We start from the raw sequence: 12,587 nt of genomic DNA on the forward strand, positions 1-12,587 counted from the left end.
CGGCTCCATTCGAATGAAAGTTCGCGACAGACTGCTTGTAATTTTGCGACAATCGGCATGGGAAACCGGAAATTAACTCTCCCCGCGCGCGGATAAATGCCTTTTTAAGATCAAAGTCGCCTTGGCCCGGTCGTTGGTGCCGAGCTTGGCGTAGATGTCGCTTAAATAGTTTTTGACCGTGCCCTGCGTCAGAAACAGCTTTTCGGCCATCTCCTTCGCATTGTGTCCCTCCACCAGCAGTCTGGCAAGATCAAGCTCTCTCGGCGAGAACTCCAGTTCCTCGCCGAGTCGGTCGAACCGATTGTTCTGCTTGCGGATGTTAAGCGCGAGCTTGTTCGCCACTTTCCCGGTCAACAGCAAATTGCCGGACAGCGCCTCGTAGATTGCCTGCACCAGCTTCTCCCCGTCGATATCTTTAAGCAAATATCCGGAAGCCCCGTTGCTTAACGCTTCTATAATATAAGCGTCGTCGTCGAACGTCGTCAGGATGAGAACGATGACGTGCGGATAACGTTCCAGAATCGCTTCGGTCGCTTTCACGCCGCCCATGCCCGGCATGCGGATATCCATCAGAACAACGTCCGGCACGACCTCGCGAAGCCGTTCCAGCGCTTCCTCTCCTGATTGGGCCGTCGCCACGATTTGGATGTTCGAGCGCAGCGAAATCAACGTCTCCAGACCTTCAAGCAATATTTTCTGATCGTCCACTAACATCACGCGGATTGCGGCCTCTCCGTCCATTATCCTTCCCCCTTTGCGACCGGCATTCGAATATGCAGCTCAAACCCCTTGTTCGGTTCGCTTTGCACGCTCAGCCGTCCGCCGACGGCCTCGATTTTTTCCTCCATCGATTGCAGACCGAAGCCGTAGACGATTGAATCGCTTCCTTCTCCATCGTCCTTTATTTTCATATGAATCGTTTCCTGCCGCTCTATCACGTCAATCTCGATGGCGCTCGCCCGACCATGCTTAAGAGCATTGGTGATCGATTCCTTAATGGCATTAATCATCACGTATTCTTGAAGCGAGATGAGCGCGGACGCCGCCTCGTACCGCAATTGAAAGCGAACGCCCGTCTGCTTCTCCGCATCGGTCATAAGGGTACGAATCCCTTGCTCCAGCCCCAGTCCGCCCGCAATGCCGTCCGCTGCTTTCAACGTTTTGACGACCTGACGGATGTTGCCGAGCCCTTGCTTCAACTGCTCGCGCGCGACGTGGATTTTGTGGCGGGCATCCTCCGGCCGTTGGTCGAACAGCAGCCCTGCGCCTTCCAGAGCGACGATCGCCGTCGTTAACGTATGTCCCACCGTGTCATGGACCTCTTCCGCGATCCGGGTTCTTTCTTTTAAGGCCGCCATCTCTTCCCTTGTTTTCGCTTCCTGCAGCAGCGCTTCGTTTAGTCGAAAATTCATCTCCCTTTGATTAAGCAGCAGCTTCGTGCTCCAGATCGGGATGATCAGACAGGAGTAGCTCAGTAGATCGAACGCATGCTGCCACAAGTCCGAACCGTCCTCGGGCCACAGCACCAGGTACGTCACAAATCCCCCATAGGCAAATGGGAAAGCGTACCACGGCTTGTAATGAAGAATAAGATCGGCGGCGAAGAGCACGAACACGATCGTCTCGATCCCCGTCCCGCTCTGCAGTAACAAGACGAACAGGATGACGATTTCGGCCAACGGGGAGACGACCGCGATCAAGTGATACTTGCGATGGTTCAATACCCGTTCCCAATGTCTGACGAAGTAGAGCGCAATAAGAACCGCAATCCCTGCGGAGCCGACGCCCTTCGACTGCGACAGGACAACGTACAGCAGAAGCAGAACGACGTACGCGCACGACAATCCGTAAAAAAAGACCTTCGACAATTTCGTATCGCTAAGCGTATGAACGGTGGAAATCTGCATCAGTCTCACACATCCCGTATCGGTGAATGGCTTCAGATCAAGCTCAGAACAACTGCGGTAACGGCTGCCAGCAAAGGAACGGCCTCCACCCCGTGAATGAGCACGGCCGGCCAGAAGCTGCGGTATTTGACGTTCAAGAAGCCGTAGAAGAGCGATCCGACGATAAACAAAGGGATTTCCGAGATTTTATGAAGATGGTAGGAGGCAAACAAGACGCCGTTCATCGCCCAATCCCATTTTCCGAACGCTCCCCTCATCTGCGGCAGCAGCACCCCGCGGAAAAACAGCTCTTCCCCCAGCAAGTAATTGAACAAACAACTGACGAGCGCGATGCCGAGCAAATACCAGGCGCCCTCGAATTCGGGAGTCGCCAAATTTTCGATCAATGTATAGCTCTCCGGCGCCAATGCGGGGAACAACCGGTTGATCCCTTCCTCAATGAACGAGAACAGGCCCGAGCTTTCGAAGAAAAAAGCGTAAAGGATGATCGGAATCGTAAAAGAGTAGGCCAGCTTGTAGATTTTCATCGTTTTCGGATGCACGGGATGATTCAGCCACAATCTCTTTTTCAGCTTCTGCCAGGACCAACCGCCCAGCTCTCTTCTCAGGATCAAGACGGACAAGACGAACTGCCAGATCATGCCGAGGATCATAAACAGCCAGTACAATATGCCGGGGTGAATGCTGGCCACCGGTACCAAAAGCGGCATCAATACGAATCGAAAGATCACCATCGGCAAGGCGACCAAAGCCCATAATCCTATTATTTTGCCGACGCTATACTGCTTTACTTCTGTTTCGTTATTCACTGTTCCAACTCCTTCTACGGCTCTTTTGTTTGTCATCAACAAACATAATAAAAAAGACCGTCATATGAGAATTGACGATCGTCATAAAGGGAAAAGGTGAAATGGAAAATAAAAACTGTTCACTTTTATTCCTCTTTTCCCTCCAGCATAATGAAGCTATAACAGAGAGCAAGGAGTGGAACCTTATGTTGAACTATCTGAAAGAATTGAACGATATTCGTCAAGCGGAGAAGGAGCAGCTAATCTGCGATCTCGAATTGGCGCGCGCGGCGCGTGAAGCGGCCCGCGAACACGGCAAACCGCGCCGTAAAGGCGCGGTCTGGTTTCGCAAGCTATTCGGCTTAGAGGGGGGAAACAGGAAGCGCGAGAGCGACTGCTGCCCGCATCTGGAATGCCCTCTGCGCTCCAGCCCCTCCTCTCCTCGGCCTTAAGCGCGTGACGACTGCACCCCGTTGTTTGCTCTAGAGACCTGTTGTCCAGCCCGACTCTTGAACCCTTTTGCTCACATACGCGTCATCGAAGTTCAAACCGAAGCCGGGTTCAGAAGGGACATGAACAAACCCGTCTTCAATCCGATAGCCGGAAGCGTCCATCCCTTCCACTTCTATCTGGTCCCATTCAACAAATTGGAACCCTTTAATAGCGGAAGCCAGATGACTTAAAGCGTAATTGCCGTAAGGCGTTCCATAACTGTGCGGGGCCGATTTCACATGAGCTGCGTCCAATTCCGGGCCGAGTTCCAGCCAATGGCTAAAGCCGGGGGCAAGCACGTCGTGCTGCACTACATCGATAATCCCCTCTTTGGCCCATTGAACCAACGTCGGCGCAGCCAAACCTTCCCCGTCGGCAATTAGTACGTTTATGCCTGCCTTCTGCATCCAGGCTTTGAGGTCTTTGTAGAACTCCTCATCTTCGTGGAACGCTTCCTCGACCCAATACAGTTTAACGTCTGCGGTTTCCTGCAGAACATGCTTGGTCAGATTCAGGTTATAGCCGTTGTTCGCGTCTATCATGATTTTGCCATACGGCCCGGCGGCTTCGCGGATGCCGCGAATGATCGCGATATCGCGCTCGGTTCCCTTCATCAGCGGCATATGGCGCGCCCCGCGGCCAACTTTGAGTTTGAAATTCGCATGCCCGCGATTCATTCCCTCAAGGGCTTCCGTTTTCATGAATTCGACGGCGGCCAGATCGTCCGATAAATGAAGATCGTCTAAATATAATGAAGTATCGTAACACGCGACTTTCTGTTGTGCGGAACTTCCCGCCGAGATCAACGAGTTAACGGGTTTGCCTTGTACACGGCCAATCCAGTCGAATAGCGGAAACTCGATTCCACGAAACTCCTCCCGAACAGTTCCCCGCTCGTTAAACATGTCTCTTGCCTTTTTGCCGACGAGCTCTTGCGCCGATTGCTTCGTGATACGCGACCAGCCGCAGCCTTCATATCCGGCGATGGTGACTCGGGCCAGGTGCAGCGGGACGTCGATCCCATGCTCGCCTTTTCGGGCATTGAAGCCGGCATGTCTAGCGCGTTTGCCGGGCAGAATAGCCCACTCGATTTTTTCGATTTGCCAATTCGGCTCGAAGTTGGAAACGTTCATGCTATCACATCCTCCTGTCGGCAAGCATTTCGATAATTTCCTAAGTTCCTCCAGTTTATCACACAGGCGCATAAATGGGAGCGGGCCCTGGTAGTGTTTCTACCGTCAAAGCCCGCTCCCCAACCTGTTATGGCTTCCGCACCAGCTAGTTGCCGATCAGATAAGGCAATTGTTCCTTCCAGCCGACCTCCCGCATGGACAAGTACCAGGAGCGGCCGCCATCGTTGTTGCCTTGAAAGAACAAATACGTTCGGTCGTCCGCGTCCTTGAACAGGAACGGATGACCGGATTCGCTCTCGTTCCAGCTTCCGGGCGCGCCGTTCGGCAGCAGCGGCTCGTCGAACAGACGCCGCCACCGGATGCCGTCTTCGCTCACCGCGCAGCCGATCTGCTGCGGCCGGTTGTTGTAGGCGCCGGCATAGAACATGTACAGCTTGCCGTGCCGCTCGCACATGGCCGCCGCTTCAATGCAGCTCTCCTCCCACGGGAGTTCCGGCTTCAGAATCGGCTCGTCGCAAGCTTGGGTCCAGGCGTCGCGTCCAAAATCCGAATCCAGCTCCGCCGTCGCCACGCCCTGCATCTGAACTTCGCCGAGCGGATCCCGCGTAGCGAAATAGAGGAACAGTCTGCCGTTATACGGAATGACGTCCGCATCGATTGCGCGCCCGTTGTTCCACTCGCCGTTCGGACGGAAGATCGGGTTCGATTCGTTCTTGCGAAACCGAATGCCATCGTCGGATACCGCATGGCAGATCGCATCTTGCGGACCGTTCCCGTAAGTTTGGTAGAACAGGTGAACCCGCCCTTCCAGCACGATCGCGCCCGGGGCGCAGATGCCGTTGCGTTCGCATGGCTGCTCCAGCGGCACTTCGCCGATTTTGCGCCACTGCGCCAAGTCGTCGCTCGCCGCGATGCCGATACCCCAACCGGTCGCTTGCGCCGGATCGATATGGGGAGCGATGGAATAGTACATATAATAGGTGTCCTTGTGCCGAACGACAGCCGGATCCTTCGCCATCGGTCTGCCTCTGTCCGTATCCGTAAACATCATCATTATCGATTGCGCCTCCCTTGTCGCCGCATGCGGCGACCTGCTGCAAGTCAAGCTGTTACATCCGCTGCGGTTAAGATTTGATCACGAACTTCCACATATCCTTCGCCAGGAAAGCCGTGTCCTTGTTGTTATCGTACCAATCCGAGTAGAAGCTTTCGAGCTGTTCGCCGCCGGACTTGTTCCACAGATCCATCGCTTCCGCGTAAGCCTGTTCAACGGTGTAAGCAGGCCCCGACACGATTGCCTTGTTATAGAAATCTGCCACCTTCGACACATTCGTCCGAATGACGCTCAATTCGTCCGGCAGCGTAGGCATATGCTCGCCGTGCGTGATTGGCGCGTATTCGACGCCTTCGCCCAAATTCGCTTCGAGATTTTGCTTAACCAGCTCCAAGAAATCCTTCTCAAGCGGGTTCGCGGGATCGAGTTGGCTCAAAATTCCGGCGCACGGCTCCAGCTCGATCTGCGACATCAGCAGTTGGAAGTCAAGGGCCCACGACAATTCCTTGGTGAAGTGAGCCGGATCCTTCGGCTTCAGACAGCCGTTGGAACCTCTGACGGAATCGGCGCCTTCCTGCCCGTATCGCAGCATCTCGCCAACTTCGGTCGATGCCATCAAATCGATATATTTCATGGCGGCTTCCGGATTTTTCGCTTTGGCATTAATGACGGTCGTCATTTGCACCGGGTTGTTCACCCCGATGGCGAAGCGGCCGTATTCCGATCTCGGCAGCTTGATGGCGATGACTTCGGCGTCCGGTACATTGTTTTTGAGCGGCTCATAGAATGTCGTCAAATTCACGGGATCGATGGTCCGGCCAACAAAGATGCCGATCTTCCCGCTGTTCCAGTCTTGCTGCGCCTTCTGTCCGTTCGTGTCCGCGAGAAAATCTTTGTCGACGAGCCCGGCGTCGTACAGTCTCTTCTTGAATGCGTTGGCCGCGTTTTTTTGCTCCCAGCCGCGCACCAGCTTGCCATCCTTCAAGACCCAATCCACATCGCGGAACATCGTATTGATGGCACCGCCGGTCTCGCCGCTCAGCGCAATTCCGAACGTGTCTTTCTGGCCGTTGCCGTCGGGGTCGTTTTCGGTGAACGCCTTCACCACCTCGAACAGCTCCTCGGGCGTCTCCGGAACGCTCAGATTAAGCTTCTTCAACCAGTCGTTGCGAATAAACAGCGCCTGGAAACCCATTAACTGCTGCACGCGCCCGAATTCATACATCTTGCCGTCCGGCTTCGTGGCCGCCTTCTTCATCTCCGGATACTTCTCCATTAACTGCTTGTAGCTGACGCTGTATTGGTCGACCAGTTCATCGACCGCCAAAATTTGCTTCTGTTGGTACAGCTGATGGCGAAAGCTAGTATCGAATTCGGCTACGACGTCAGGAGCGTCGTTCGATGCGAACAGCAGGTTCAACTTCTGCACCGATTCGCCTCGGGGGATCGGCACATATTGCGCCTCCACCGGCCCATTATCGTTCAACCACTGCGTCCAGCGGTTGTTGCCGATCGTCCCCATCTCCTGCGGAACGTTGCCTCGATCATAAATCGATACTGAAATCTTCGGCTTCGCCGCTTGCTCTGAAGCCGCTCCCCCATCCTTCGAGGGCGCGCTTGACGCGTTTGAATTTCCGTTTCCGGCATTATTCGAGCAAGCCGCGACGAGAATCGCCGCGGAGGCCAGCATGCAAGCAACGACCGTCCCCGTCCTGATCTTCCATGTTTTCATAGATTCAGTCCCCTTTTTCATCGGTTTCGTTATCCTTTCACGGCGCCGATCATGACGCCCTTGACGAAGTACTTTTGCAGCAACGGATACACCACGAGCATAGGCAATACCATCACCACAACGGCGGCCGCATTGACCATCTCCGGCGACAGCTGCAACTGCTCGGACGAACCCAGCGCATTTAACTGCGACAGCATCGTCTGACTTTGAATCATCTGCTGCACGAGTACCGCCATGTTGAATTTCGCCGGATCGTTGATGAACATCAGTACGTTGAAGAACGAGTTCCAATACCCCACGCCGTAAAACAACGCCAGCGTCGCCAGCACCGGCATCGACAGCGGCAGCACGATGCGCAGCAAGTAACGCCACTCCCCGCAGCCGTCAATCCGCGAAGCTTCGTCGATCTCGCTTGGAATGTTCTCGATGGAGGTACGGAGCACCAGCATGTTGAAGACGCTGACCAGACCGGGCAGCCACAGTGACCAATAGGTGTTGATCAGCTCCAGACTGCGGATCGTCATGTACGTGGGAATAAGTCCTCCCCCGAACAGCATCGTGAACACGATAGCGAACGTGTACATTCTTCTGCCGATAAAATACGAACGCGTTAGCGGATAAGCGGCAAGCACCGTGAACGTCATGCTGAACAGGATGCCTGCGACAGTGATGTACGCGCTGTTCCACATGGCCCGAACGATCGGCGTTCCGTCGATCAACTGCCGATACGCCTCCAGCGAAGCATCGATCGGGAAGAGCGTCACCCGGCCAGATGCGACAGCTTGCAAGGAACTGGTGGACACCGATACGATATGTACGAGCGGCAACAGACACATGAGCGCCGCAACCGTCAACACCATGTAGACGCCAATCAGATAAATTCGTTCCCCCAGCGACGGTTTCATAAGCACCTCCCGTTACCACAGTCCATTTCCGTATTTTCTTGCAATGGCGTTGGCGCCCAGCACCAGAATCAGGCCAACCAGCGATTCGAACAACCCTATGGCCGTAGTCAAGCTGAATTGAGCGCCCATCAGGCCAATCTTATAAATATAAGTGCTAATGACCTCGGAAATATCGGATACCGTCGAATTTTGCAGCATGTACACTTGATCGAAGCCCACTTCCATGACGCGTCCCATCGATAAGATAAACATCAGAGCAATGGTCGTGCGAATGCCCGGCAGCGTAACATGCCATAATTGCTTCCAGCGGGACGCGCCGTCCATGCTCGATGCTTCGTACAAGGACGGTTCGATGCTTGTCAGCGCTGCCAGATAGATGATCGCGCTGAAGCCCGCTTCCTTCCAGATGCCGGACCCTACGAAGATGGCCAGCCACGAGCCTTCCCGGTATAGGAACGGATAGCTCCGGCCGGTAAGGCTCTCCCATAGCCCGCTCACCACGCCGTTCTGCTGCGAGAAGATCGTCACCACAATTCCGCTCACGATAACCCATGAGAAGAAATGCGGAAGATATACCAGCGTCTGCACGATCTTCTTGAACCACATGCGGCGGACTTCGTTCAACAGCACCGCCAGCAGAATCGGAAACGGAAATCCCGCCACGATGGACAGCAGGCTGAGCGCAAGCGTGTTGCGAATAATCTGAATCGTGGTCGGCGTACTGAACAGCAGCTTGAAGTTGTCCAGTCCGACCCATGGACTATGGAGAATGCCGTCAGTAAAGTTGTATTTCTTGAAAGCGATAATCGCCCCGTACATCGGAACATACTTGAATATTATGAAAAAGATAATGACTGGCGCAAACATCAAAATCAGCGGAACGTTCCTTCGCCAAACCCGGTGAATAGCGCTTCACCTCCCCCCAACGCGATCGTGATCGGTTATCCTGCAGGAATCGTCCGAACAACTCCGACTATAAGGCACCGGCCTTTCCCTTTCAATTTTCAATTTTCCCCGAATAAACAATTGCGGCGAAGGCGGCCAACAACGCCAAACCGAAAAGCCGTCCTCATCTGCGGAAGAGGACGGCTTTTCGGCCTGGAGTGCGCTTACCGGGGCCGCTCTTGGAGGGCCGGGCAATTAACCTTTTTCCCCGATTAACAATTTCGTCATCCCATCGTGCGCTTCTTCCGGTACTCGCCGGGAGTCGTGCCGACGCACTTCTTGAACGTGCGGATAAACGAGATGACCTGCGGGTAACCGACTTGTTCGCCGATCGTCTGGACGGAAAGCTCGGTTTCGTTGAGCAGTCGCTTCGCTTCCGCCATGCGAAGCTCCATGACGTAATCGACGAACCGTTCGCCGGTGCTCGCCTTGAACAGCTTGCTGATGACTCGCGGAGCCAGCCCGAACTCGTCGCTCAGATGATCGAGGGAAATATCCGGGTTGGCGTAATTAAGTCGTAAATACGCGATAATCTGTTCCGTAGGATGGGATTGCGGCTGGTTATAGCGCCATTCCTTCAACGCTTCCGCCAACGAACGGAGAAATTCGCCCAACTCGCGCTGGATATCGTTGATCAGCTCTTTCTTTAACAAGGCAGCCGGGGAACAGCGCCGGAACGGTTCCATCCAGCACGCCACCAGTTCCTCCGGCATCTCGTTCATTTCCTTCTCGAGCGAGTAAAAAATATAATTGACGACCTCCACCGTCTGTTCGCGGGAAAGCCCGTCCTCCCTGATCTCCCGAAACAGCCGATCGAACGCGTCTGTCCAGCCCGCATCGGCGGCGCGAACCAACTTCACCGTCGTCTTGGCCGTCTGCAGGTGCGCGTACAGATCCCCCTGGTATTTGAGCTTCCATTCGGACGCCGGATATACGCGGTTGTATCCGTGCAGCGTCCGGTACTGACCCGCCTGCATCGCGTCCAAGTAGGACTGGCGAACGTCTTCCATGTCGTTAGCGGTCGTTCCGATAGAGATCGATACGGTAAACTTGAGATTCGTCGCTACCCAATCTTTGAGCTGGGCGGCGATGTCCAGCACGTTCGCCTGGTCACGCGCGTCGCCCAAATAGACAATCGAGCACAATTGGTCGGCTTCCTTCCATTCCGACCAGACGGAAACGCCGTGATTGCGGCAGATTTCCTCCAGCACGCCCTGCACGACGAACTTAAAGAGCGTCTGATCCCGCTTGCTGTATTCGCCGCCGAACTGCTCCCGGTTATCGAGCACCGTGACGAGTACGATGGTCGAATCGAACGTCCCGGGAAGACCCAGCTCGCTTGCTTCCGTCTCCCATTCCGAATTCGACAGGGAGAAGGCCCCGGCAAGCAGCTCGTTAAACCAGTATCTTCTGCGGATGATGAGATCATCCTTATGCTTCGCCTCGAATTCGTTCGACTTCTCCATCAGATTGTCCAGCGCCGTGGAGATGAACTGAAATTCGTTGTGATCCGAGCTTTTGCCCAACTGCAGCGTTCTCTTCAAGGCGTAGCGATCGATTCTCATCATGATTTCTTCGATCGGCTTATAATTGCGGTGGGTTACGTAAGTAAGAATAAGAATGCTCAGCAAAATGACGATCAACGCGGGCAACGTCCAGCCGTTCAGAAAAACGGACATCAACTGCTGCTCGGATTCGGGAATGCCTACGGACAACGTCCAGCCGGTGTAATCCGATTCGATCCGGCTGATTCCCCACGACGATTGCGGAGGCGCAGCGTTGACGAACATCGTCGAACCAAGAGCATCCGTCAGCTCCATGTAGCCGGCCGTATCCGAATTGATCCCTTTCAGGGCGCGCTGAACGGCGGAGAGCTGTACGTTGACGATGACCAGCCCTTTGCCGACGGCCGAAGTGATCGGCAGCGGCTTAACAAAGGAAACGACGTTCGTCGGAGTGTCCAACTGAAATTGGCGATACACCCGCGGAGACGTCCAGCCCTCCGATCCCCGAAGCTCGATCGATTCGGACAGGAATGCGCTGTCGGCGAACGCGTCTCCCGACTTGAACAACCCTCTGCTCGAAATCACTTCGTTATTGGAGGACTTGTACAAATATACGTCTCCCGTAAACGGGAACAGCGTTTTAATATCGGTCAACCGGTTGGAAATCTCCAGCATCGCATACGGCGGCAGCGTCTCCGGTTCATTCATGTAATCGATGATCGCCTCGTCGGTCAGCATTTGCTGCAGCACGAATTCCTCGATCGTTTTCATCGAGGAATCCAGTACGCTGACAACGTGCGAAGCAAACAGCGCATTCGTATTTTGGATGCGAACCTTCGTCTCCGAAACCCATTTGAGGTAGAAAAACAAAATCAGCAGGAGCACGAGAAACAGAAGAATCGGCGAATAGGAGAGCAGCATGCGGTAGAACCACTTTTTTCTCATGACGAACCTCGCTCAATCTTGGCAGATTAACAGTAGATTCGTCACAATCCGGCATTTCCCTTCCTGACGCCGAGAAATCTTTTCGCTGCCCTGTGCGTCTAGACGGTCTCCTCGCCTCCTAAATCCGTTGCTCCTTGATCCGCATGGCCAACGACAACCGCCTTCTGAACCATCGGCTCGTCGCCGATGAGACGCCCCCTGCCGCCCTGCTCGGGCGATGCCGCTTGACACCCTGCCAACGCCAAACCAACCAAACCTATGAGCACGATCGCACGCGCTTTTTTCATCCGTTATTCCTCCACCGCCGCCTTCCGTGAGCAGCCGTTTTATACTTTGGTACGCTTATAGACGCGCTGTTCAAAGAAAGGTTGCCGTTCGGACGATGGTAAGATTATCATTGGAAATCCGCATAAAAACAGGGCCGCTCCCCTCGTCTTCCGACGAAAAAGGAACCGCCCCTCGAACGTTAAATATACTTCGTCAAAATGTTCTCCACATGCTCCAGATGGCGCTTCATCGTCTGCGAGGCCAGCTCGGGATCGCGCAGACGAACGGCCTCGTAGATCGCGGAATGCTCCCGGTACAGCCGCTCGGCGACTTCCTGATTGGAGTAAATCTCGACTCTGCGGATGTCGCGGATCGCCGTCTCCAGCTGGCCGACGATCGATTCGAACAGTCGGACCATGATCGAATTGTGCGTCGCCTTGGCCAGCGTGAGATGGAACAGCACGTCCGTCCGCTCCCCTTCCAGCTCCTGTCCGATCGCCTGCCCCATCGCGCTCATCAACGCTGCGAATCCGGCCAGATCGGCGTCCGTGCGCTTGACGGCCGCGATAGCGGCGTTGGACACTTCCAGCGATTGCCGCGCTTCGAGCAGGTCGAGCAGAACGCCGCGGTTCAGCCGCAGCGAATCCAGCTCCGGCACGGCGACCTCTGCCGGAGCGTTATGGACGACCCGGCAGCCGCCGCCTTGCCGAATCTCGATGAGACCCATCGCCTTCAGTGCGCTTAACGCCTCGCGGGTCGTCGAGCGGCCTACGCCGAATCGCTCCGACATTTCCTTGGTCGAAGGAAGCTTGTCGCCGACCTTAAACGTGCCGTCCAGAATCATCCGCATGAGCTGATCCTTGATCTCCTCGTAATGATTCCGTTTCGTCAACCGGGTCATTTCCATACGCTCG

12 protein-coding genes are annotated in these 12,587 nt (G+C 54.8%); 1 reads left to right on the forward strand and 11 read right to left on the reverse strand.

Annotated elements, in window-relative coordinates; translation table 11 throughout:
- Window positions 1-72 precede the first annotated feature (72 nt).
- From B0G52_RS05225 to B0G52_RS05235, 3 genes are read right to left on the reverse strand one after another with little or no spacing between them, the layout of a single operon-like run.
- A complete protein-coding gene (locus tag B0G52_RS05225) occupies window positions 73-741 on the reverse strand; it encodes a response regulator transcription factor (protein ID WP_094042480.1) in 669 nt (222 codons plus the stop codon).
- Complete coding sequence (locus tag B0G52_RS05230) at window positions 741-1,907, reverse strand: sensor histidine kinase (RefSeq protein WP_094042481.1); 1,167 nt, start codon at window positions 1,905-1,907, stop codon at window positions 741-743. Before B0G52_RS05230 ends, B0G52_RS05225 begins: the two co-directional genes overlap by 1 nt.
- A 32-nt stretch (window positions 1,908-1,939) precedes the next feature.
- The gene (locus B0G52_RS05235) at window positions 1,940-2,716 is read right to left on the reverse strand and encodes a CPBP family intramembrane glutamic endopeptidase (RefSeq protein ID WP_158223593.1); all 777 of its coding nucleotides are present in this window, start codon (window positions 2,714-2,716) and stop codon (window positions 1,940-1,942) included.
- 185 nt (window positions 2,717-2,901) lie between these two features.
- Between B0G52_RS05235 and B0G52_RS05240 the strand changes: the two genes are divergently transcribed.
- Complete coding sequence (locus B0G52_RS05240; RefSeq protein WP_094042483.1) at window positions 2,902-3,147, forward strand: hypothetical protein; 246 nt, start codon at window positions 2,902-2,904, stop codon at window positions 3,145-3,147.
- A gap of 30 nt (window positions 3,148-3,177) precedes the next feature.
- On the opposite strand, the gene B0G52_RS05245 is transcribed toward B0G52_RS05240, so the two are convergent.
- The 8 genes from B0G52_RS05245 to B0G52_RS05280 all read right to left on the reverse strand — a co-directional run bounded on the left by B0G52_RS05245 (window position 3,178) and on the right by B0G52_RS05280 (window position 12,580).
- Window positions 3,178-4,320: an enolase C-terminal domain-like protein gene (locus tag B0G52_RS05245; protein ID WP_094042484.1), complete on the reverse strand. Its 1,143-nt coding sequence runs from the start codon at window positions 4,318-4,320 to the stop codon at window positions 3,178-3,180.
- Between the two features lie 145 nt (window positions 4,321-4,465).
- Window positions 4,466-5,374, reverse strand: a complete 909-nt coding sequence (locus tag B0G52_RS05250; protein WP_233162397.1) for a family 43 glycosylhydrolase — start codon at window positions 5,372-5,374, stop codon at window positions 4,466-4,468.
- 70 nt (window positions 5,375-5,444) lie between these two features.
- Window positions 5,445-7,106 carry an extracellular solute-binding protein gene (locus B0G52_RS05255; protein ID WP_094042485.1) on the reverse strand — a complete coding sequence of 554 codons (1,662 nt, stop codon included), beginning with the start codon at window positions 7,104-7,106 and terminating at the stop codon, window positions 5,445-5,447.
- Window positions 7,107-7,135: 29 nt separating this feature from the next.
- On the reverse strand, window positions 7,136-8,011 hold the full coding sequence (locus B0G52_RS05260) for a carbohydrate ABC transporter permease (protein WP_094042486.1): 876 nt from the start codon (window positions 8,009-8,011) through the stop codon (window positions 7,136-7,138).
- Window positions 8,012-8,023: 12 nt separating this feature from the next.
- Window positions 8,024-8,878 (reverse strand): ABC transporter permease, encoded by an 855-nt coding sequence (locus B0G52_RS05265; protein WP_094042487.1) that lies wholly within the window; start codon window positions 8,876-8,878, stop codon window positions 8,024-8,026.
- Window positions 8,879-9,180: 302 nt separating this feature from the next.
- Window positions 9,181-11,406: a helix-turn-helix domain-containing protein gene (locus B0G52_RS05270; RefSeq protein ID WP_094042488.1), complete on the reverse strand. Its 2,226-nt coding sequence runs from the start codon at window positions 11,404-11,406 to the stop codon at window positions 9,181-9,183.
- 98 nt (window positions 11,407-11,504) lie between these two features.
- A complete protein-coding gene (locus B0G52_RS05275; RefSeq protein WP_094042489.1) occupies window positions 11,505-11,693 on the reverse strand; it encodes a hypothetical protein in 189 nt (62 codons plus the stop codon).
- Window positions 11,694-11,872: 179 nt separating this feature from the next.
- Window positions 11,873-12,580, reverse strand: coding sequence for a FadR/GntR family transcriptional regulator (locus B0G52_RS05280; protein WP_094042490.1), 708 nt, complete (start codon window positions 12,578-12,580; stop codon window positions 11,873-11,875).
- Window positions 12,581-12,587: the final 7 nt, after the last annotated feature.

It is taken from the genome of Cohnella sp. SGD-V74 (assembly GCF_003001675.1).
In the GTDB taxonomy this organism is placed as follows: domain Bacteria; phylum Bacillota; class Bacilli; order Paenibacillales; family Paenibacillaceae; genus Cohnella.